At 61.6% G+C, this 19903-nt stretch carries 19 protein-coding genes and 6 pseudogenes; 8 read left to right on the forward strand and 17 right to left on the reverse strand.

The window, feature by feature from the left end; genetic code table 11:
- On the forward strand, window positions 1–270 hold a 270-nt coding region (locus ACYVD0_RS02855; protein WP_460425392.1), incomplete at its 5' end, for a hypothetical protein.
- Here ACYVD0_RS02855 and ACYVD0_RS02860 read toward each other — a convergent pair.
- The 12 genes and pseudogenes from ACYVD0_RS02860 to ACYVD0_RS02915 all read right to left on the reverse strand — a co-directional run.
- The gene (locus ACYVD0_RS02860; protein WP_460425410.1) at window positions 242–1687 is read right to left on the reverse strand and encodes an undecaprenyl-phosphate glucose phosphotransferase; all 1446 of its coding nucleotides are present in this window, start codon (window positions 1685–1687) and stop codon (window positions 242–244) included. The two genes, ACYVD0_RS02855 and ACYVD0_RS02860, sit on opposite strands and share 29 nt — an antisense overlap.
- 127 nt (window positions 1688–1814) lie before the next feature.
- Window positions 1815–1952 (reverse strand): hypothetical protein, encoded by a 138-nt coding sequence (locus ACYVD0_RS02865; RefSeq protein WP_460425393.1) that lies wholly within the window; start codon window positions 1950–1952, stop codon window positions 1815–1817.
- 30 nt (window positions 1953–1982) lie between these two features.
- A complete protein-coding gene (locus ACYVD0_RS02870) occupies window positions 1983–2561 on the reverse strand; it encodes a hypothetical protein (RefSeq protein ID WP_460425394.1) in 579 nt (192 codons plus the stop codon).
- Window positions 2558–3283 carry a tyrosine-protein phosphatase gene (locus tag ACYVD0_RS02875; protein WP_460425395.1) on the reverse strand — a complete coding sequence of 242 codons (726 nt, stop codon included), beginning with the start codon at window positions 3281–3283 and terminating at the stop codon, window positions 2558–2560. Before ACYVD0_RS02875 ends, ACYVD0_RS02870 begins: the two co-directional genes overlap by 4 nt.
- A gap of 120 nt (window positions 3284–3403) precedes the next feature.
- Window positions 3404–5641 (reverse strand): GumC family protein, encoded by a 2238-nt coding sequence (locus ACYVD0_RS02880; RefSeq protein ID WP_460425396.1) that lies wholly within the window; start codon window positions 5639–5641, stop codon window positions 3404–3406.
- Window positions 5642–6009: 368 nt separating this feature from the next.
- Entirely contained in the window at window positions 6010–6549 is a 540-nt protein-coding gene (locus tag ACYVD0_RS02885; protein WP_460425397.1) for a polysaccharide biosynthesis/export family protein, read from the reverse strand.
- Window positions 6550–6614: 65 nt separating this feature from the next.
- Window positions 6615–7796 (reverse strand): outer membrane beta-barrel protein, encoded by a 1182-nt coding sequence (locus ACYVD0_RS02890; protein ID WP_460425398.1) that lies wholly within the window; start codon window positions 7794–7796, stop codon window positions 6615–6617.
- 1101 nt (window positions 7797–8897) lie between these two features.
- Window positions 8898–9132, reverse strand: a pseudogene (locus tag ACYVD0_RS02895) (IS30 family transposase); the annotation flags it as partial.
- A 129-nt stretch (window positions 9133–9261) separates the two neighbouring features.
- Window positions 9262–9397: pseudogene (locus tag ACYVD0_RS02900) on the reverse strand (IS701 family transposase); the annotation flags it as partial.
- 12 nt (window positions 9398–9409) lie between these two features.
- Window positions 9410–9675: pseudogene (locus ACYVD0_RS02905) on the reverse strand (transposase); the annotation flags it as partial.
- Between the two features lie 83 nt (window positions 9676–9758).
- Entirely contained in the window at window positions 9759–11519 is a 1761-nt protein-coding gene (locus tag ACYVD0_RS02910; protein WP_460425399.1) for an endo-1,4-beta-xylanase, read from the reverse strand.
- 270 nt (window positions 11520–11789) lie between these two features.
- A pseudogene (locus ACYVD0_RS02915) lies at window positions 11790–11949 on the reverse strand (PIN domain-containing protein); the annotation flags it as partial.
- 31 nt (window positions 11950–11980) lie between these two features.
- On the opposite strand from ACYVD0_RS02915, the pseudogene ACYVD0_RS02920 reads away from it, so the two are divergent.
- The 3 genes and pseudogenes from ACYVD0_RS02920 to ACYVD0_RS02930 form a co-directional block, all read left to right on the forward strand.
- Window positions 11981–12133: pseudogene (locus ACYVD0_RS02920) on the forward strand (AAA family ATPase); the annotation flags it as partial.
- Window positions 12133–12785, forward strand: a pseudogene (locus ACYVD0_RS02925) (transglutaminase-like domain-containing protein); the annotation flags it as partial. The pseudogenes ACYVD0_RS02920 and ACYVD0_RS02925, both read left to right, overlap by 1 nt.
- Window positions 12786–13112: 327 nt before the next feature.
- Complete coding sequence (locus tag ACYVD0_RS02930; RefSeq protein WP_460425400.1) at window positions 13113–13253, forward strand: hypothetical protein; 141 nt, start codon at window positions 13113–13115, stop codon at window positions 13251–13253.
- Window positions 13254–13268: 15 nt separating this feature from the next.
- Here ACYVD0_RS02930 and ACYVD0_RS02935 read toward each other — a convergent pair whose 3' ends face one another.
- Entirely contained in the window at window positions 13269–13631 is a 363-nt protein-coding gene (locus ACYVD0_RS02935; RefSeq protein WP_460425401.1) for a hypothetical protein, read from the reverse strand.
- Between the two features lie 156 nt (window positions 13632–13787).
- Here ACYVD0_RS02935 and ACYVD0_RS02940 point away from each other — a divergent pair, with 156 nt between their 5' ends.
- Window positions 13788–14015 (forward strand): hypothetical protein, encoded by a 228-nt coding sequence (locus tag ACYVD0_RS02940; protein ID WP_460425402.1) that lies wholly within the window; start codon window positions 13788–13790, stop codon window positions 14013–14015.
- 33 nt (window positions 14016–14048) lie between these two features.
- Here the strand turns inward: ACYVD0_RS02940 and ACYVD0_RS02945 are convergent, their stop codons facing one another.
- The 4 genes from ACYVD0_RS02945 to folE2 are packed head-to-tail and all read right to left on the reverse strand — an operon-like array spanning window position 14049 to window position 17357.
- Window positions 14049–14921 carry a metal ABC transporter substrate-binding protein gene (locus tag ACYVD0_RS02945; protein ID WP_460425403.1) on the reverse strand — a complete coding sequence of 291 codons (873 nt, stop codon included), beginning with the start codon at window positions 14919–14921 and terminating at the stop codon, window positions 14049–14051.
- A gap of 8 nt (window positions 14922–14929) precedes the next feature.
- A complete protein-coding gene (locus ACYVD0_RS02950) occupies window positions 14930–15790 on the reverse strand; it encodes a metal ABC transporter permease (RefSeq protein WP_460425404.1) in 861 nt (286 codons plus the stop codon).
- The gene (locus ACYVD0_RS02955; protein ID WP_460425405.1) at window positions 15790–16461 is read right to left on the reverse strand and encodes a metal ABC transporter ATP-binding protein; all 672 of its coding nucleotides are present in this window, start codon (window positions 16459–16461) and stop codon (window positions 15790–15792) included. The genes ACYVD0_RS02950 and ACYVD0_RS02955 overlap by 1 nt, the downstream gene beginning before the upstream one ends.
- Window positions 16452–17357 carry a GTP cyclohydrolase I FolE2 gene (gene folE2, locus ACYVD0_RS02960; protein WP_460425406.1) on the reverse strand — a complete coding sequence of 302 codons (906 nt, stop codon included), beginning with the start codon at window positions 17355–17357 and terminating at the stop codon, window positions 16452–16454. Before folE2 ends, ACYVD0_RS02955 begins: the two co-directional genes overlap by 10 nt.
- 160 nt (window positions 17358–17517) lie before the next feature.
- Between folE2 and dksA the strand changes: the two genes are divergently transcribed.
- Genes dksA through ACYVD0_RS02975 form a run of 3 tightly spaced genes read left to right on the forward strand, consistent with a single transcriptional unit; the run spans window position 17518 to window position 19773 of the window.
- Window positions 17518–17922 (forward strand): RNA polymerase-binding protein DksA, encoded by a 405-nt coding sequence (gene dksA / locus ACYVD0_RS02965; RefSeq protein WP_460425407.1) that lies wholly within the window; start codon window positions 17518–17520, stop codon window positions 17920–17922.
- Between the two features lie 11 nt (window positions 17923–17933).
- Window positions 17934–19139: a zinc metallochaperone GTPase ZigA gene (gene zigA / locus ACYVD0_RS02970; protein ID WP_460425408.1), complete on the forward strand. Its 1206-nt coding sequence runs from the start codon at window positions 17934–17936 to the stop codon at window positions 19137–19139.
- Between the two features lies 1 nt (window position 19140).
- Window positions 19141–19773, forward strand: coding sequence for a DUF1826 domain-containing protein (locus ACYVD0_RS02975; protein WP_460425409.1), 633 nt, complete (start codon window positions 19141–19143; stop codon window positions 19771–19773).
- Window positions 19774–19903: the final 130 nt, after the last annotated feature.

The raw sequence follows: 19903 nt of genomic DNA on the forward strand, positions 1-19903 counted from the left end.
CTGGAGGGCGTGGTGGTCGATTGCCCGACCATCGGAGTTTCGTTTGCATTTCATGGAGGTATTGTCTCTCAATATGACAATACTTTCGATAGGCTTAGTAAGTGCTCGAAGAAAAATAATCCAATATTTTTCCCTGCATTGCCCGTGCAAGCCTGTGAAATACAGGGGTTGGCCTGGTTCGGAACAGCAGAAAATCCGGGAAAATTTCGTTCGAGTACTCAGGAAATTGCGCTCTGCTTTTTCAGTAAATGTCCTTTGAAAGCAAGCTGAGTGGCGTCTTGATCAGTATCTTGACGTCCAGCCACAGCGACCAGTTGTTGATGTAGGCGAGGTCGAGCTCGACGCGCTGCTGCATCTTGTCCAGGGTTTCGGTTTCGCCGCGGCAGCCGCTGATTTGTGCCAGGCCGGTGATGCCGGGCTTGATACGGTGACGGGCCATGTAGGCGCCGATCTTGTCGGTGTAATAGTTGTTGTGCGCAATGGCGTGCGGACGCGGGCCGACCAGGGACATGCGGCCCTGCAGCACGTTGAAGAACTGCGGCAGTTCGTCGATCGAGGTACGGCGGATGAAGCGGCCAATGGGGGTGATGCGCGGGTCTTCGCGGGTGGCCTGCTTGACCTGCTGATCGGCATGCAGGCGCATGGAGCGGAACTTCCATACCTCGATGACCTGGCCGTTCCAGCCGTGGCGCTTTTGCTTGAAGAGGATCGGGCCGGGGGAGGAGCGCTTGACCAGGAGGGCGATGGTCAGCATCAGTGGGCTGAGGGCGAGGATCGCCAGCAGGGCGAGCAGGCGGTCCACGAGGGCCTTGGTCAGGGCGGCGGTAGGGTAGGTGGTAAGCGGGCTTTCGTTGAGGTGGATGGCCGGCAGGCCATCGATGTCGCTGACTGAGTGGTTGAGCAGCATCAGGCTGGCCAGGTCGGGTATCCACACCACGTCGACGCTGGCATCCAAGAGGTCGATGTACAGGCTTTCGATCTGGTCGGCTTCTTCCAGCGGCAGGGCAATATACAGGCGGCGGATGTTGTATTCGGCAATCAGCGCGCGCAGGTGTTCGAGGCCACCGATGATCGGGTAGAGGCTATGGCTGGGCAGTTTGCCGCGCCCGGAGGTGACCAGGCCGAGCAGGGGCTCGCGCTTGATTCTTACGAGCCTGTGGGCCAGGTCGAGGGCCAGTTCGCCACTGCCGACGATTAGCGAGGTGCGTTCGCTCTGCAGCTTCCGGTGATAACGGCGGGAGAGGTGCTGCAGCGGCAGGTAGGTGCCGGCCTGCAGGACGAAGCCGAGCATGGCCCAGGTCAGGGTGACTTCGCGGGAGAACAGTTCGCTGGTCCTGGTGATGAAGGCGACCAGCGTGAGCCCGGCGAGCAGCAGCAGCCAGCCGCCGAGCAGCCGGCTGAGGCCGGCCAGGTAGCCGTGCTGCTTGTGGTAGACCTGCAGCAGCGAGTAGGTGGGCACCGAGGCCAGCACGGCGATGATCGCGAGGATGCGGTACGGGGTGTCCAATTCGCCGGTCTTGAACAGGGCCAGACTGCACAGCAGCAGACTGGTCAGGCTGATTGCCACCAGCCATTGTCCCCAGAAGGTAAGGCCGCGGCCGCCGGGTAGCGAGTGCTCGGGTTTGCTGGTGACTCCGGCCTTGAATGGCCGGTTGCTGGTGCTCCGGGAGGAGCCGAAGGTTCCCAGGGCACTCTGAACTGGGGGTCTGTGATGGGGTGTCTTCTCGGTTGAGTGGTGTAGTGCAGTGGTGTCGGCTGTCATCCTGAATGCCTTGATGTCTAGGATTAGTAGGGGCGTTCGCTGATGCGAGGGGTCACAGGCAGATCTTGCGGTTTTTCTTCAGGGCCTCGTCGAGGCTGTCGCACAGCTTGCTCGCCATGCCTGGGAGCTTCGCCATTTCGTACAGATGCGCATTGATGAGGCTTGCCGTGCATCGGGCGGCTTCGAGCACGGCCGTGTGGTCGCTGAGCGAGCGTTGTTCCTAGGCGATCAGGCCGACTTCGGCCAAACCAGGGTTGATGACGATGTGCCAGGGGCTTAGCCGCTGGGCTTCAGCCAGGGCTCGGTGAAATTCGTTATCGAACTCCAGCAGCTGGAGTTTGGCCCAGGTCAGTGCCGTCCAGTAGTGTGCCGGCCAACTGGGGCGGGTTTCCGTGGCTGCGCGAAAGGCGACCAGAGCGGCGCGGCGCGAGGGTGCGGCGGCAGGCGCTCCCAGGGGCTGGTGCAGTTGCTGCCAGTGGTGGATCTGGCCGAGGCGATGCTGGTAGGCACCGCTGGTGCTCGGGTAGAAGGCGATGGCGCGCTGGGCGGCATTGTGGGCGATCTGCCAGGCGAGCTCGCTGGGTTCCTGGCCTTTCTTCTCCCAGTCCTGCGGGAAGGGCTCGGCCTGGTAGCTGGCAATGCCGGCGAGCAGCAGGCGCGTGCCGCCGGTCAGCAGAAGCAGAGCAAGCGCAGCGCCGAGCAGGATCAGCACGGGATGCGGGGCGATTTTGCCAGTGCCGTATTGGCGCGTGCGATGCTGCGTCTGGCTGGCCCGTTGCGTGTCGAGAGTGCTGTTCATGGGAAGTGGCTCTGGGCAATCTGCCAAGGGGTGTATTTAACCAGGCGTTCGGCCTTGACGTCGCCGATAAGGCGGGAGGCGTGCTCCAGGCCTTCGCTCAGCAGCGGCGGGCGGTGCTGCAGATTGTGGGCATCGCTGGCGAGGACGCTTACCAGGCCTTGTTCCAGCAATGCATGGGCGAATTTCTGGGCGACCATACCGAAGCGACCGGCAACTGAGGCGGCGGTGACCTGCAACAGGCAGCCCTGTTGCAGCAGGGGCTTGAGTTTGGCCGGGTTGCGCATGAGGCCTTTGTTGCGCTCGGGGTGGGCGATCATGGGCATGACCTTGCGATCCAGCAGCCACTGGGTGAGGTGTTCGGCGCCGAAGGGGAGTTCGCCGGGGGGGAATTCGAGGAGCAAGACCTTATTGCCCTGCCATTCGCCGAGAAAGGACAGGGTGCCGCGGGCGAAACCATCCATTAGCTCCAGGCCGAAGCGGACTTCGGCGGCGGCGGCGACCTGCAGGAAAATGCCGGCCTGTTTCAGGGCGGCACTGAATTCGCCTCGCACCATCTCTATACCGGCGAGAGTGTTGTCGTAGCGGCCGGGATGGATATGCGGGGTGCAGACGAGATGGGTGATACCATCCTGCACGGCGAGGCGGGCCAGTTGCAGGGCAGTTTCCATGTCTGGCGCGCCGTCGTCGAGGCCGGGAAGCAGGTGGTTGTGCAGGTCGAGCATATTTGCGGATGGGGAAGTGTGTATGTTGGCTGCCAAGCGGCCGGGTTGCGCTCCCACGTGGGAGCGATCGCCTATGGAAAATAATGGCTCCCACGCTCCCGCGTGGGGGGCCAGTGTGGCTCAGGCCTTCTGGCTGCTGCTGTAACCATAGTAGTCGTAGTAGCCGCCATAGCTGTAGCCACGTTTCTTCGCTTTCTTCACGTCAACCTGGTTGAGAACCACGCCGGTGATCGGGACGCTGCTCTGCAGCAGCTGACCAATGCCTTTCTGCGCCAGTGGGATCGGCGTGGCTTCGGATTTGATCACATAGATCAGCGCATTGGCCTGAGTGGCGAGAACAGTGGCGTCGCTGACGGCTTGGGTCGGTGGGGAATCGATAACGATCCGCTCGTACTTGCTCTTCAGTAGCTCGATGGCCTTGGCGAAGCGCGGCGAGGAGAGCAGCTCCAACGGGTTCGGCGGGACGACGCCGGCGCCGATCATGTCGATGCCATCCACATGCTTGATGCAGTCCTCCAGCCGGGCGGTAGCGGCGATCAGGTTGGCCAGGCCAGGAGTCCCGACCGGGAAGTCGAAGTTTTTCGCCAGAGTCGGGCGGCGCAGGTCGGCATCGATCAGCAGGGTCTTTTCCATCTGACCGAGGGCAAAGGCCAGGTTGGCGGCCACGGTGCTTTTGCCTTCGTAGGGTATGGAAGAGGTGATTACCAGGACCTTGTGCGGCTGGCTCATGCTGGACAGGATCAGCCCAGTGCGAATGGTGCGGATCGATTCTGAGAATGTTTTGTCCTCGCTGCTGGTGAACAGGCGGGCGACCTGGTTGCGTTGCTTGTTCTTGACCAGAGGCAGGATGCCCAGCACTGGCAGGTTGAGCTTGCCCTCGACATCTTCGGTGGACTTGAAGGTGTTGTTCAAAGTAGCCAGCAGCAGGCTGATGCCGACGCCCGCGAGCAGGGCGAGCAGAGCGGCGAGGGCGACGATCAGGGCCTTTTTCGGCGTGTACGGCAGGTACGGCACAGTGGCTGGGTCGACCACGCGGGCGTTGGCGGCTCCCAAGTCGGCGGTGGCGGTGGTTTCCTTCAGACGGGTCATGAAGGTTTCGTAGAGGGTACGGTTGGCCTCCACTTCACGCTGCAGCTCGCGGACCTGGAATTCCTTGCGCGAGATGTTCTGGATCTGCGCCTTGTTGGCGTTGTAGGAATCTTTAAGGGAGTTTTCGTTGGCGATAGCCAGCTGATAGTTGCGCTCGATGCCGGCGACGATCTGTTCGACTTGTCCGCGCAGGCTGGCGGAAGCGGCGTTCAGTTCGGTGTGGGCGGCATCCATGGTTGGGTGACGGGCGCCGTAACGCTTGGACAGCTCTTCCACCTTGGCCCTGGCCCTGGCTTCCTCGGCCTTGAACTGCTGGATCAGCGGATGGCCGAGCACGGCGGGAACGGTCGCCAGTTTCTCCCAGCCGCCGCGGCGCATGCTCTGAACCTGGCGGTACTGGCTTTCGGCCTCGGCGCGCTGGCGGCGGGCGTCGATCATGCGGTTGCCGGTCAGCGACAGTTCGGCGGCGTTGATGGTGTTCACGCCGTCCACGTCCACCAGGTTCTCTTTCTCGCGGAAGGCCTGCAGGCGTTCTTCGGCTTCCTTGAGTTTTTCGCGCAGCTCGCCGAGGCGGCTGTTCATCCAAGTGGTGGCGGTCGCAGCCATGTTCATGGTCGCTTCCATCTGACTCTCGATAAAGCCGTTGGCCAGGGCGTTGGCAGCGCGGGCGGCCAGGCGGGCGTCGGCCATGTCGACCTGAACCTTGACCAGCTGGCTCTTGCCCATCGGTTCGATGCCGATGCGCCCCATGAAGGCCTTGGTGACCGAGTCGAAGATCCGAGCTTCGGTCGGGTCGACGCCTTCTTCCAGATCTTCCGGCAGGGTGTCGGGGGCGACCTTGTTGACATCGGAGCTGGCGAGCAGGCCGCGGATGTCGATCAGCGGTTCGGGTTGTTGGCGCGGATCGAACTCGGGATGGGTGGTTAGATTGAGTTCCCGTACCACGCGTTCGGCCAGGGCGCGCGACCTGAGCAATTCGAACTGGGTTTGCAGGTACTCGCTGCCGGTGCCCTCCAAGCCGTAGACCTGCTCGATGGAGACCACGTTGGCCTGCTCCGCCTCGATCAGTAGGGTGGCGGAGGCACGGTACAGGGGGGTGATGCTCGAGACGGCGAGTACCGCGACCATAATGACCACCAGCACCAGCGAGAGGATGCCCCATTTGCGCTGCCAGATGGTCTGCCAGAGTTGCAGCAGATCGCTTTCATCATCGTCATCGTCATATTGGGCGATCCAGGGACGTGCAGGGGTCCGGGTATTACTTTCCATGTTTCGGGAAACTCCGAATGAAGGAGTGGCTATGCAGGGTATTCTTGCGCGCCGGGTGCGCCTTTTTCGGGAAATCCTTTTGAAGACTGCCTGAAATCATGTCGCAGTGAGTGTCGGAGCATGTTCTGGGCTTTGCTAGGGCGCGGGAGTTCCCGCTCCCGCCGATGGCTCGCTGCTGTGCAACAAACAGAGCGTGTTCCTGAGGCCAGCTTGGGCCTTGACCCCGACGCCACAAAAGACCCGCGGTAGGTAAGGCTTCGCCGTTACCCACCCTACAAAGAGAGCCTTTATAGACAATATGTTACAAATTGTGGCCAAGGCCAAAATCACTATTCGAAAAAGGCTGACATAACCAGCCTGCGAAACTGCTAGAAGAACCCCTGATCGATGGTGATGCTGTCGCCAGGATGAACTGGAGTGTCCAGGGTGGCCTTTTCAGGGGAGCGGTTCGGGTCTTGGTCGCGGATGATGGTAATGCGTCCGGTGGAGGCCAATTGGGTGAGGCCGCCGGACAGGGCAATGGCGCGGCGCAGGGTGAGGCCGGGTTGGTAAGGGTAGCCGCCGGGCTCCTTGACTTCACCGCTGATGTAGAACTCCCGGTATTTCAAGACGTTGACCGAGACGCGCGGATCGACCAGGTAGTCGCCCTTGAGCTTATCTATCAGCAATTGTTCGAGCTCGGCGCCAGTCTTGCCTTTGGCAAAGACTTCGCCGATGAAAGGGTAGGAAAAGGTACCGGCGTCGGTCAGGCGGATTTCCTCGATACTGAGGTCTTGCTCGCCGAATACGTTGATGCGGATGACATCGCCCGAGGCCAGTCTGTAGTTGGAGTTGCCTTCTGCCAGTGCGACGCGGCCATTGAGTACCAGGACACATAGTATCAGGTTGAGGAAATGACGGATGACCATAAAGCGCGGTTTCTCTTGAGTTGTGCCGACGGACAGCACAACCTCGCAGTGTCTCGGGTAGTGAGTCATAAACTAAGGTTGATACTAAGGACGTAAATGTTGCGATCGTACCCTTCACCTTCGCGGGTAGAATCGTTCGTGGTGTATCTATAGCCGATGCTGATATCCAGCCAGCGGTGCAGCCCGTAGGTCAGGTCGACTCTGAAGGAGTCTAGATCGTCGTCGCGATCATAGTCTTCATACTCCTGTTCGCTGCGGGTGTAGCTGGTTTTGGAAGACAGGCGAGCACTCCATTTGTGTTTCCAATCGAGGGTGGTGCTGGTGCTCCTGACCGCGGAGGCGCCGATGCCTGACTCGTAGCTTTCATCTATGGCCTGGCGGGTAGTGAGGCTGAAGGTCGAGTAGGTGCGCGGCTTCCAGTCGATGTCGACTTCCCACATGGAGTTGGACATGTTGTCGACACCAGACTCTTCGAAGCGCTTCTTTTCGCCGCCGATCTTGATGGTGCCGGTGGTCTTGGCCGTGGCCCTCCAGGTCAGACCGCCGAGCAGGGCATAGTTCTTGCTGTTGCGCATGTCGTTGGAGACGTAGTTGTAGTCCGTATAGCGGGCCTCCAGCAAGGCTTGGGTTTTCGGCGCCACCCGATAGTAGAAGATGGAGTTCAAGATCGTGCTTTCGCGCTCCAGATCATCGTTGATGTGGTGGCTGTTGTGGTAGCGCAGCTTCTCGTGTTTGGCGCCTAGGTCGATCTGGCCGCGCGCTCCCTGGGCGCCGAAGCTGTATAATGCGCCTGCATTGATGGTGCTGAACTTGTCGTTTTCGCTACTCAAGTTGTCCGAGTTCTCGGAGTCGACTAGTTCGACCCGATGGTAGCCGGCATCCAGCTTCAGGCGATTGCGCGCGTCGAATTGCAGGGCGGCCTCTACAGTGAGGTGGTGGTCGGTGTTGTCATCGTTGTGACTTGAGTGAAAGATCTCACTCTCGGAGCTGTATTTCACTTCGTAGCGGCCTTTATGACCCTCCGCGCCCAAGGTGAAGGTTGGGGTGATACGGGTGATCCAAGAGGACTGCTTGTGGTCTTCGACAGCACGGAAGTTATCGTCGTAACTTTCAGTGACTTGCAGGGTGGGGGTGAATTGCAGTCCATCCGCCAGCTTGATGCTTTGTGGCTCGACGGCCCAGATATTGGCGCAGGCAGTGGCCGAAAGGGCGGTCGTCAATGCGTGGAGAGGGTACTTCTTGCTCATGGGAACTTATGGCCTTTCCGTATGCTGCCGGTATGGGGCATGGCTTGTCCTCCCCCTCGATCTTCCGGAGAAGGAGTAAGGAAGTAAGGAACAAGCTGGCTATCGGAACTCTGGGAATACGCTTGCTATGTCAATCCAGCTGGAGATCAGTTGGGACTTGTGAGAGCTTGACCAGCACCGTCGCCAACGCTACTAAAATTGTTGCTGGCTTGCTTGATATCTGGCGGCTCTAATGGCAATATCGAGAGCTTCGCTCTGTGCGGAGACAGCCTTCAGGCCAATTATGGCTACCAAATTCATATCACCTTTGTTTGCATTGATCGTTGTATTGAGATGGCTAGGGCGTAGTCCGGGTAGGCGATGACGTTGGCTAGCGCTTCGCCTTGGACGGCGGTAACGGCCTCGCCCTGCTCTGTCGTCAGGGGAGGGGGATATTGGCGGTTTGCAGGGCTGCCAAGGTGGCCTCATCGGCGAAGGCCTGGCCAGTGGCTAGAGGCAGCGCCTGGGAAAGGGTGGAAAAGGTTTCCTTCATGTCAAGCGTCCTCGTTGAATGACGTGGAATTCGGACATTGCTGGAAGAGAGGGATGTTTTTTAGTGGAGCTGAACTTTCTCGGCATCCTGTCCCTGTCCGGCCAAGGCTGCCCCCGTTTCAGGACTCGCTTGGCGGGCGCTCAGTGTGGGCTTTCAGGCACGCTACCGCCCCAGGATTTGACGTCTGATCCTGAGGACAGGTGAAACCCTGGTTTTCGTGCAGGCGAAAGCCTCCGGAGATTCCGGGTGTGGAAGCTGTATTCAAGTGCTGCAAGGAAAGAAGGAGGGAGATTGAGCGTTGTGGCTGGAGTCTTGGCTCGCTGGGCCTGTTCACAGGCTCTACTTCGAACTGCGCGTTTCCTTCGCTCTTTCTTGAAGCTCCTGATGATACGTGTCGGTTTTTAGAGGTATGCCCCAATTCTTGGGCGTAACCCTTGACAACCAAGCCTGAGTATAAGGATTTGGCGCGCCATTGGAAGTGGTGTGCCATTAAAAAAGCTCGGCAATGTGAGAGGCGATTGCAGGAGCTGAAGACAGCGCGGTTGCTGGGTTGAGGCGGGTGCATCGCATCATAATGCCATTGCTTTGGTCATGGCTTCGATCGGACATTTCCTGTCGAAGCGTTTGCGCGGCCGGATGTTCAGTCGTAGGCAATCGCATCCAACTGTTCCTGGGCGTGGATCGACAAGGTCCTGTCCTTGGCAGGTACTGGCGAATCAGCCTGTTGATGTTCTCGTTGCTGCCGCGCTGCCAGGGGTTGTGCGGATCGGCAAAGTAGATCGCCACGCCGGTTTTCTGCGTGATCGAATTCGTCATGTGACGTTATGCGTGCTGGACTGCCGCGTGGGAGATAGTCCGGGGGAGGCGCAGGCATTGAGCATTCGATGCGTTTTTCCCTCGGCTGTTCTGTTCGTCAGCACGCTCACAACTCAGACGCCACGCGACCAGGAAGCCATAGGCGGCGATGCTCGGGCTGACATGGTGATGGCCAGCCGCGTCCCTCATGATGTCCCAGCCCCAAGTCCTGCTTGAGGTCCTGATCATTGCGCTCGATGCGCCAGCGTATGGTGCTGCGGCGAGCGCCCGTGTCGTCCACGTCCCAGTAGCCGCCGCGGGGTCGATCCATTCTGGGCACGACCCACTGGGCTACTCGGCGCAGCATCTCGGATCGGCCCATTGGGCCTTGGCCACGAAGTGATGCAGCGTCTGGTGCCAGGCACTGGTGTGCAGCGGCTCGATGTACGCCGCCATCGGCTCTACGCTTTTGCGTGCCAGCGGCAGTATCAGACTCGTGCACTAGCCGCGCCTCCCTGCGACATGATCGACATGATAGTGACACAGTAAGATAGAGTATTTGCGGCTGTCCTTCCCGGATCTGGTGAAATATTAAACAGACGGTGCTCTGGTTTGACAGACTCAATGCCGTCTCGCTATTCGAATGGCTCGGTGCTGACCTCCACCTTACCCAAGACGAATGGGACCGACTGCTCCGGTTGAATACGAAAGTCATAGCCCCACATTTTGGAGAAGAAAGCGTCGGAGACTTGCCATGTGAATGTTTGCCAGCCGGTATCCGGCGAGGCGCCGAACCAGCGCTCTTTGTTCACATAAGGCCTGCGCCCCTGACTGTCGGCGACTTCGTAGAACAAATTCATGCCAACGTTGCCTGCCGTCAGACGGCGGACCGCAACGCGGATGTAATAATCTCTGGTCTGGACTGTCGCGAACGAAGGATGAACATAAAAACTTACCGGATGCGTGATGTCGCCTTCGACCTTGACGCCCACCGAGCCGTCGTCAAACTTGACCACGGGCCGATCGGCATCCCCGACCAGGAAGATCCCCTTGTTCGCGTTGATCGACCCCGGCTGGATGCTGACCGTCTTGGCTCTCGTATAGTCGCCCCCCCACGGAAAATTCTTGCCCGCATTGAGTTTGGCTTGATTCACTAGGTCGGATGAGAGGCCGGTCACAAAAACAGGGATGTCGGTCAGCTTCAGCGCTTGATTGGCCTTGAGCGTTCTGGTTGTACCCTTTCTTGAGTCAATCACTTTCACATCGCTGGCGAACAAGAGCGACTCGTCCGTCTGCCCTTTCGGCATCCACGCAATCAGTACGGGTGCGGTCTGCCCCTCGAAGACGAACCCATAGCCCCGGCCGTCGCGGCCCAAGGCCAACCACCCTTGATACGCTGGCATCGCTCCGAGAGCTGTTGTCAGTGCCTTCAGCGTCTGGTAGGAATCGCGGGCTCTGCCGCTCCGGTCTAACAGGCCGAATCCCGGGGCCTCCCCTTCGGGGTCTTGGGCCTCGAACCACTGAACTTTCGCGATGCCTTGTGCAAGAGCCATCGTGTAAATCTTGACGAGGGCTTTTGCTGCCTCCTGCTCCGAGACGACGCGACCGTTTAAATTTCCGATCCGGCGACTTACTTCCGTGATCCAGATTTCAGCATTGGCCCGATCCGGCGCACTGTCTTTCAATATGTTGCGCAAGAGACGGCTCATCCACAGGAAGGGAATCTCGCCATCGACATTATTATTGGTGAGACCATCCACGATCTCATAGGGGTGGATGCAGAGATAGTCGAAGCTGTTCGGCTTCCCTGCTTTTGCCATGGCGAGGATCGTCTGGTTGAGATACGGAGCGTCGAAACTTGCAACTGACAAGCCGACCTGTGCTTGCGGATTGGCTTGCTTCGCTGCCGCATAACTGGTGGCGGCGAGCTTCGCGTAATCGGACGTGGTATGGTGGCCATCGTTGAAGGCAGCATTGCCTTCGTTCCAAACTTCCCAGTAGCGGATCTGGTCTTTGTAGCGACTGACGACAGCCGAGACGTAAGTGGACCAATCGTTCAGGTTCTCCATCGGGAATGCATGAACGGTCTTTGTTCTTGGGGGGGAGCCCAGCAAGAGTCCGCTGATCTCGATATTGTTCTCACTGGCGACTTTTATAAGCGAGTCGGCATCGTCCCACTTCCACGTCCCTTTCTCCGTTTCAATCCCCCGCCATGAAGGAAACAGGCGAACCGTGGTGATGCCCGCGGCAGTCATTTTCGGGAACCACTCCCGGTAGTTCTTGAATGCGCTCGCCGACGAACTGACGCCCCAAGGGATCGCAGCCGGTTGAGCTAAGGCCGGATAAGCTCCCGTAACCGCTACGGTCGCAAAGAAGTACAGGATAACGTAGAACATGATTCGGGCCCTATCCATGCAATATCTCCCCCGATGGCAATTGTCTGTATCCGCTCATATCCCGTCTGTGGTTGTTGGGTCCGGCCCAGCAAACACGATCCCAAGGCGGACAAGCGCCTAGGTGGGCGATGGATTATGCCCCGTGCCCATGCTTCTATCGCCCGCATAACCAAGGCCTCAAAAGATCTTGTAAGGGACTGGGGTGAAGGCCTGCATGCCGGATTTGGAGGGGCTTCCTGCTGTTGCAGGAGATCGAAGCTCCTTTCCTGGGACCAGCACGGCCAGGCTGGTGTATTTCGCAACCAGTGGGATCGACCCTCAGGAGCCTCATAGGTTCCGTGATGGCTGCAGCGACAAGCAAGCGGTCGAATGGATCACAGTGATGGTGCTCGAACTCTTGCATGGCCACCTCAACGGTTACCGGCAACTTGGGAGGCCGCTTTTCCGACAGCAGTTAGAAGCCGGTCAGCCAGAGCGGTACTTTTGCCCTGCCGGAGACCCAACTGGACCGCTTCCTCATGCGCCTGTCGCTGGGCGATCCGGCGCGGGCCGCGGAGAAGGCGCTGCTGATGGCGGGCTCGGGGAGCCAGCGGCTGCCGGAACTCGAGCCGATATCGACGAGTTCCTCTTCGCCAGCCGCCGAGGCTTCTGTGAGCACTTCGCCAGCGCCATGACCTTCGTAGTGCGCGCCGCCGGGATTCCCGCGTGGGTGGTCACCGGCTACCAGGGCGGTGAGTTCAACCCGGCCGGAAACTACCTGTGGTGCATCAGTTTGATGCCCATGCCTGGGTCGAGTACTGGCAGCCGCAGCGCGGCTGGACCACCGTCGATCCCATCCTCCAGGTAGCGCCGGAGCGCATCGAGCGGGGACTGGAGCAGGCGCTTGGCGAAGAGCAGGGCTTCTTCGAGGAGGCGTCACTGTCCTTGGCGCGCTACCGCGAGATCGACTGGCTCAACCGGCTGCGCCTGTCTTGGGACGACCTGAACTACGGCTGGCAACGCTGGGTGCCCGGGTATCAGGGCGAGCAGCAGATGCAAGCCCTGCGGAGCTGGTTCGGCAGTGCCAACCTGCGCCTGCTGGGGCTGATCGCCATTGCCGCGGTTGCGACGATGTTGGCGGTGGTCGCGCTCTGGCTGTTCAAGCCCTGGCGGCGCGAGGGCGATGCGCTGCACGATCTGCGCGTCGCCCTGCACTGGCTGCGCAGTCTGCTGCGCCCGTTGCGCGGCCTGCCCGGCGTCGATCCGCAGGAGCAGGCCGCTGCTGCCGTGGGGCGCCTGAGCACGCCGCTGCGCGACGACGAGGTGCTGCTGCAGGAGCTGGGGGGGGCATCGGCAGGCTCGAGCTGATCGGCTGGCGGCGGGAGCGGCTGGAGGCCGGGCGCGACGGTGCCTTGCGCGGTCTGCGCAAGCGTCAGGCACGACAGGCCACGTGCCTGGGCGAGGCGCTGCGAAATCTGGCCCACGACCGGCACCGGTTGCGTCTGCTGATCAAGCGGGTGCGCTATGGCGCCGAAGCCTATCCCGATCTGGTCGACTTTTCCGGCTCGGCGTCGAAGCGGCTGAAAACCGCGCAGTCGGCGCTGGGCGACTGGCATGACCGCCTGCAGTTGGCTGTCGAGGGCGGAGCGGGAGGTCGATCTACAGCCCCTGGTGACTCGCTGGCGCGAGGAGCTGGAGTCGAGCCTGCAGGAGGCCGATCAGGTGCTGCTGGCCCTGGGCGAATATTTCGGCTGAGCTGGCGCTCGCCGCTCACTCGCGCTTGCGCTGGCAGGCCCTCCAGGCCCGTCGCCAGGCGCCGCTCAGGACGAACGAGGGAAAGGTCAGGAACTGCTCGACCAGCAGATGGGGCAGGGAGTTCTCCGGGTGCTGGGGATCGGCGCCCGCCTCGAACCTGTGGCCCTGGGCGAGCAGGGCGAGGGCGGCGGACAGGCCGAGCCCGCCGAGGATCAGCGTCAGCAGGTCCAGGTGCAGCAGTGCGTTTACCAGCACCAGACAGGCCACGACGAACAGTGGCAAGGCGAGCATGTGCAAGGCCAGGTTGGTCCGGTTGTGATGGCAGTCTTCATAGTGCTGCCATTGGCGGTGGAAATATTCCGCAGCGCGTTTGCCCATGTCCGTACTCCTCGAGACGGTGGATGAGAAAAAGTCTAGTCCGGTTTCGGGGATACACTTGTGGTCAGCCGTGCCCAGGCAATGCCGCAAACGGAGGGTGCTTTTCGAGGGCGGACGCAGCGAGCGCTCGGCTTCCCAGAAGGAACGGAGAAACCTATGAAAACCACTCCCGCCATCCCCGACAGCTATGCCTCCTGGCGCCATTGCATCACGGTCGAGTGCGGCATCCCCCTGACCCCCGATTTCATCCAGCGGCGCCTGGAGATCCTGCGCAATCCGCAGGAGCAGGAAACGCAGCGCTTCGCCAAGGTCTATGGCGAGCCTCACCTGCAGGCGGTCATTGGTTGGTTCGAACAGGCTGCTCGTGAGACGCGCAGCGACTGAAGCGCTCTGCGACGGGCTATGAGTGGCACGTCGTTAGCGACGCAATGCTCTGAGTATGGTTTCGACGTTGTGGCGATACAGGCCGAGGTAGGTACTGGCAGGTCCCTGCGCGGCCAGTGCGTCGGAATACAGGGTACCGCCGACCCTCGCGCCGCTTTCCTCGGCGATCTGCCGGAGCAGGCGCGAGTCCCTGATATTCTCAACGAATACCGCGTCGATTCTTTCCCGACGGATCTGCCGGATCAGCATGGCTACCTCCGTTGCGGAAGGTGCGCGATCGGTCGATAGCCCCTGTGGCGCGAGGATGTCGATGCGGTAGGCCTGGCCGAGATAGCCGAAGGCATCGTGGGAGGTCACGATACGCCGGCTGTCTGGCGGAAGATCGTGAAACGCCCTGTCCACCTCCACCTGCAGCGTCTCGATCTCCTTCAGGTAGGCTGCATGATTGTTCCGGTAAATAGCCACATGTGCCGGATCTGCCTCGATCAGTGCCCTGGCGATGTTCGCTGCGTAGATCTGCGCGTTGGCCAGACTGTGCCAGGCATGGGGATCGTCGATCGTCTCGCCATGCAGCACGAGACTGCGTGGAATCACCCCCGCGCTGGCTCGGACGACCTTGGCACCGGTCTCGCTGCTGGCGACCAGGCGATCCAGCCAGGGTTCGAAGTGCAGGCCGTTCTGGATGACGAGATCGGCCTTGCGCAGCACCCTGACATCCTCGGGCGTTGCCTCGTAGACATGCGCGTCGCCATCGGGACCCACGATGTTGTGGAGATGTATGCGTTCCCCGCCGATATTGCGCGTCATGTCAGCAAGAATGCTGAAGCTGGTGACGACTTCGATCGGTTCCTGTCCCACCGACGGCAAGGGCAGCAGCAACGACAGCAGGGCGATCAGGATGCGCATCGCGGCAACTAAAGCGGAACTGGAGAGGCAGGTCGGCGTAGCAGCCCATGGACCGGGCCGAACGCCACGGACAATGCATAGGCGCAACCGGCCATGACCACGATGGCGGGACCGCTCGGCAGGGCGGCGTGGTAGGACAGCAGCAGGCCGAGCCATACGGCAGTCGCACCGATGAGCGCCGCCGCGACGATCAAGACCGGCAAATGTCGGCTCCAGAAGCGTGCCGCTGCGGCCGGCAGGATCATCAGGCCGACCATCATCAGGGCTCCCATGGCCTGGAAGCCGACTACCAGGTTGAGTACCACCAGTCCCAGGAACAGGCCATGCACGAGCGGCCCGAAGCGGCTGATGGTGCGCAGGAACTGGGGGTCGAAGCTGTCCAGCAGCAAGGTGCGATAGATCAGTCCGAACACCGTGAGGCTGCCCAGAGACACCCAGAGCATGGCCTCGAGCATTGGCCGGTCGACAGCCAGGGCCGATCCGAACAGCAGTCCCAGCAGGTCCAGACGCTTGCCCGCCAGGCCCAGCAGCAGGATGCCGCAGGCCAACGAAACCGGATAGATCGCGGCCAGGCTGGCATCCTCCCGCAACCCCGTATATCGGCTGACAAAGGCTGCGAGCGCGGCCACTGCAAGTCCTGCGACCAGACCGCCCAGGGTCATGGCCGGCAGCGACAGACCGGCCAGCCAGAAGCCGACCGCCGCGCCCGGAAGAATGCCGTGGGCGATGGCGTCGCCGATCAGGCTCATGCGGCGCAGGATGAGAAACACGCCCAGCGGCGCCACGCTGATTGCCAGCAGCACGCCACCGAGCAGGGCCCGGCGCATGAAGGCGAACTCCAGGAACGGCTGCCAAAGTGAGGCGAGCATCAGGCTACCTGACCCATTCGCCGGGAAAGCGCGATCCGCCGACTGTAGCCGAACGTGCAGCCCTCACTGTCTATCCACAGGCAGTCGTCGGTATGGCTATGCACTGCAGTGAGGTCATGGGTTGCCACCAGGATCGTGCGTCCTGTCTGGCGCCAGGCGGCGATACGTTGCCAGAGCAGGGCTCGTCCCAGCTCATCCAGCGACACTTCCGGTTCGTCCAGCAGTAGCAATCTGGCTTCGGTCAAGCCAAGCCGGGCCAGTAGCGCCCGTTGTAGCTCGCCCCCGGACAAGGCGACCAGCGGACGGTTTTCTAGTCCTTCCAGGCGCCACGCCTCCAAGGCCTGCCGAAGCCGCAGGCGGCGAGTCCGATGCGGCAGCGCGCTGCGCCACAGGCCGGCGCCGACCAGCCCGGCCAGATCGATCGGGAACTGCCGGTCCAGCATCGGCTGCTGGAGCAGATAGCCAATCCCGCCCAGCTCGGGTACCTCGAGGGTCAGGGTGCCCGCCAGTGGCTCCTGCCAGCCGGCGATGACCTTCAGCAGGCTGCTCTTGCCGCTGCCATTGGCACCGATGAGCGCAGTCAGGCTGCCCGCCTCCAGCTGGAAATCCAGAGGCGGCGTCAGTGGACGGCCGGGCGTCCCCCATTGCAGGCCGGCGCAGTTCAGCAGCATGTCGGACTCCAGTTCCAGGCGCTTTCCGCGACGGCATCGTGGGCATGCAGGCTTTCGGCATGCGCCACGCGGACATGGAAGGCCCGGATGCCGTCCAGATCGGTCAGGGCTCGATGCAAGCGCCGCGCGGCATCTTCGCAGAACATCGGGTTCTGTCCGCTGGCCAATGCGAAGGCCTGCTCGTCCCTGCGCTTGACGGCTGTCTGTACGGGTGTGCCGAGGGCCGCTTCGGCACTGTCCAGTAGGGCCAGCAGCGGGAGTTCGATCTGGCCGGCCGCCAGCCGGATGCGTAGCGAGGCGACGCTGCGCTGGCTGTGCGGTGTTGCGGCAATCCCTCGTTCGCTGCCCAACCAGGCGACGAGCGCGGCATGTTGCAACGACTTGTCGGCGAAGTCTTCGACGAAGCGCTGCTGGATCAGCTGCCGGGCCAGTGCCGCCGAGCAGGGACAGGTGGAGGAATAGTCGACATCCAGCTTCAATTCTATCCGCAGTCCCTTCGCGTCGAGTCGTGTGTTCACCTCGAACGGATACGACTTCCAGCCCGACAGCGGGCTGACCAACGCCGGGCGCTTCAACAGCAGCTCGCCACGAAGGGCAAGAAATGCGCGTTTCGACAGGCCGGCATGTGTGGCCAGGAAGCGCCCGACCACATTCTTCAGCAATTCCGGGGTCAGCGGGCGAGCCTCCAGCCCTTCCAGGGCCAGGTACAGTCTCGACATATGAATGCCACGAGTGGAGAGGGCATCGAGGCTGACGCCCGCGTCGACGAAAGCCGCGACTCGCTGGTCGGCCAGCACGATGGGCAGCGCGATGCCCTGCATGCCGACCCATTCGAGCGCAATATCCTGCGGCGCACGAGTTTGACTGGCAACATCGGGCAGAGTGAAGGAATTCATGAGCGCTGGTCCAGAATAAAAGTGTTATGTTATAACAATAAGCATCGTGCTCCTCTCGCGCAACGGTTTTGGAGGCGGAAATTTCCTACCGTGAAAAGAGAAGGGGTGGAAGGCATCCCCTCGGGATGCGCCTGCGGAGGTTCTGACTTTGGAGACTCCCATGACAGAAGCCGAACTGCTTGCCCAGCCCGAAGAGGCCTACATGAACGAGCAGCAACAGGCTTTCTTCCGTGATCTGTTGCTGGCGCAGCGTGCCGAGCTGCAGCTCCGTATCGACGAGGAGTTCGCCGCCTTGCGCGAGCAGGAGCCGAGCGGCGATCCGGCGGATATCGGCAGTGCCGAGGAGCGGCGTCAATGGCAGCTGCGCGTGCTGGAGCGGAACAAGAGGCTGCTGGACAAAATCGACGCGGCGCTCGATCGGCTGGCGCGCGGAGCCTATGGCTGGTGCCTCGAGACGGGCGAGCCGATCGGCTTGCGGCGGTTGCTGCTGCGCCCCACCGCGACGCTCTGCATCGAGGCCAAGGAGCGCCAGGAGCAGCGTGAACGACACCTGCGTGATACCTGAGGGAAGACCCTGTGGATCGACGATTACCCGTGACCGTGCTGTCCGGCTTCTTGGGAGCCGGCAAGAGCACACTGCTCAACCATGTCCTGAAGAATCGCGAAAACCTCCGGGTGGCGGTGATTGTCAACGACATGAGCGAAATCAACATCGACGGCAGCGAGGTGCAGCGCGATGTCAGTCTCAACCGGGGCGAGGAAAGGCTCGTCGAGATGAGCAACGGCTGCATCTGCTGCACCTTGCGCGAGGATCTGCTCGAAGAGGTCAGCCGGCTGGCTTGCGAGGGGCGCTTCGACTACCTGCTCATCGAATCCACCGGCATCGCCGAGCCCTTGCCGGTGGCGGAAACCTTCACCTTTTGCGACGAACAGGGGCGAAGCCTGTCCGACCTGGCCCGCCTGGACACGCTGGTGACGGTGGTCGACGGGGTCAACTTCCTGCGCGACTTCCACGAGGCAGAAAGCCTGGCCAGCCGCGGCGAGACGCTGGGAGAGGAGGACGAGCGCTCGATCACCGATCTGCTGATCGAGCAGGTCGAGTTCGCGGACGTCATCCTGATCAGCAAGATCGACCTGATCTCCCAAGCCGAGCGGGAAGAGCTGACGGCGATCCTTGGTCGGCTCAACACCCAGGCCGAGATTCTGCCGATGAGCATGGGCCGGGTGCCGCTGGACAGGATCCTCGACACGGGCCGCTTCGACTTCGAGCGCGCCGCGCAGGCGCCCGGCTGGCTCAGGGAAATGCGCGGCGAGCACGTGTCGGAAACCGAGGAATACGGCATCGCTTCGGTTGCCTACCAGGCCCGCCGTCCCTTTCACCCGCAACGTTTCTTCGACTTTCTGAGCCGCGAATGGGACAACGGACGACTGCTGCGTTCCAAGGGCTGGTTCTGGCTGGCAAGCAAGCCGGAGGATGCTGGCAGTTGGTCCCAGGCCGGCGGCCTGATGCGCCATGGCCATGCCGGGCGCTGGTGGCGCTTCGTGCCCAGGGCACATTGGCCGCAGGATGAGGAGGGGCAGGCGGCGATCATGAAGCACTGGAGTCCCGAGATTGGCGACTGCCGCCAGGAACTGGTGTTCATCGGCCAGCACATCGATTTTCCGCGTCTCGTCCGGGAGCTCGATGCCTGCCTGCTAGACGATGAGGAAATGGCCGGCGGCCCCGAAGCCTGGCGGGCCTTGTCGGACCCCTTCGGTCCCTGGACCGAGGAGGTTGCCTGAGATGCGGGGTCCGAATATCCGCCCGCTGCCACGCCAGATCTGCGCCGACAGCCCGGCGATTCTCGCCGAAGTGCTGAGGGATGGCGTCAATATGGCGCTTTGGCAGCGGCGCCTGTCTCCGCCTGTCGAACGCTTTGCAGCGGTGCTGGCTCTTGGCGAGCCCCTAGCGGCATCGCTGGTTCTGGAGCTGGATCGTCCCGAAGCCGAACCGGACCTGAGCCGGCTGGTCGAGGGCGACGTCGACACGGAAGGGCGAGCCGAGTTCATCGCCGATGTGGCCTGGCTGGTATCCGCCTACGCCTGTCTGATCGATGCCCGTCGCGTCGGCCTGCGTCTGCGCTCATTGGAAACCGCCATGTGTCCACGTTTTCATGTCGACCGGGTACCCTTGAGGCTGGTCACCACCTATTGCGGCATCGGCAGCCAGTGGCTTCGTGAAGGCACGATGGCAAGGGCGCGGCTTGGCGATCCGTCTGCAGAGCCGAGCGATTCGCAGCAGATCGAGGTCGGTGCGGTGGCGCTGTTCAAGGGCGAGAAGTGGCTGGGCAATGAGGGTGCTGGAATCATCCATCGCTCGCCCCGGCCAGCACGGGGAGAGCGTCGCCTTCTGCTGACCCTGGATTGGCTGGCATGAGCTGGAGGGCGGCGCATGCCCATCGGCTAGGGCCTGTTAACGCTATTTGCTATAATGCAGCAAATAGTGTTGAGACCGAGTGCCATGCAACTGACCGCCGAGCAATTCAAACAAATCGAAGGCTTGTTGC

The sequence above is a fragment of the Azotobacter armeniacus genome, assembly GCF_054779355.1.

Excerpts from the sequence above, each read along its gene's own strand:
- ACYVD0_RS02870 (WP_460425394.1), bottom strand. The coding sequence starts at position 2,561 with ATGAACAGCACTCTCGACACGCAACGGGCCAGCCAGACGCAGCATCGC.
- ACYVD0_RS02875 (WP_460425395.1), bottom strand. The coding sequence starts at position 3,283 with ATGCTCGACCTGCACAACCACCTGCTTCCCGGCCTCGACGACGGCGCG.
- ACYVD0_RS02880 (WP_460425396.1), bottom strand. The coding sequence starts at position 5,641 with ATGGAAAGTAATACCCGGACCCCTGCACGTCCCTGGATCGCCCAATAT.
- ACYVD0_RS02885 (WP_460425397.1), bottom strand. The coding sequence starts at position 6,549 with ATGGTCATCCGTCATTTCCTCAACCTGATACTATGTGTCCTGGTACTC.
- ACYVD0_RS02890 (WP_460425398.1), bottom strand. The coding sequence starts at position 7,796 with ATGAGCAAGAAGTACCCTCTCCACGCATTGACGACCGCCCTTTCGGCC.
- ACYVD0_RS02910 (WP_460425399.1), bottom strand. The coding sequence starts at position 11,519 with ATGTTCTACGTTATCCTGTACTTCTTTGCGACCGTAGCGGTTACGGGA.
- ACYVD0_RS02930 (WP_460425400.1), top strand. The coding sequence starts at position 13,113 with ATGACCGCCTGCAGTTGGCTGTCGAGGGCGGAGCGGGAGGTCGATCTA.
- ACYVD0_RS02935 (WP_460425401.1), bottom strand. The coding sequence starts at position 13,631 with ATGGGCAAACGCGCTGCGGAATATTTCCACCGCCAATGGCAGCACTAT.
- ACYVD0_RS02940 (WP_460425402.1), top strand. The coding sequence starts at position 13,788 with ATGAAAACCACTCCCGCCATCCCCGACAGCTATGCCTCCTGGCGCCAT.
- ACYVD0_RS02945 (WP_460425403.1), bottom strand. The coding sequence starts at position 14,921 with ATGCGCATCCTGATCGCCCTGCTGTCGTTGCTGCTGCCCTTGCCGTCG.
- ACYVD0_RS02950 (WP_460425404.1), bottom strand. The coding sequence starts at position 15,790 with ATGCTCGCCTCACTTTGGCAGCCGTTCCTGGAGTTCGCCTTCATGCGC.
- ACYVD0_RS02955 (WP_460425405.1), bottom strand. The coding sequence starts at position 16,461 with ATGCTGCTGAACTGCGCCGGCCTGCAATGGGGGACGCCCGGCCGTCCA.
- folE2 (WP_460425406.1), bottom strand. The coding sequence starts at position 17,357 with ATGAATTCCTTCACTCTGCCCGATGTTGCCAGTCAAACTCGTGCGCCG.
- dksA (WP_460425407.1), top strand. The coding sequence starts at position 17,518 with ATGACAGAAGCCGAACTGCTTGCCCAGCCCGAAGAGGCCTACATGAAC.
- ACYVD0_RS02975 (WP_460425409.1), top strand. The coding sequence starts at position 19,141 with ATGCGGGGTCCGAATATCCGCCCGCTGCCACGCCAGATCTGCGCCGAC.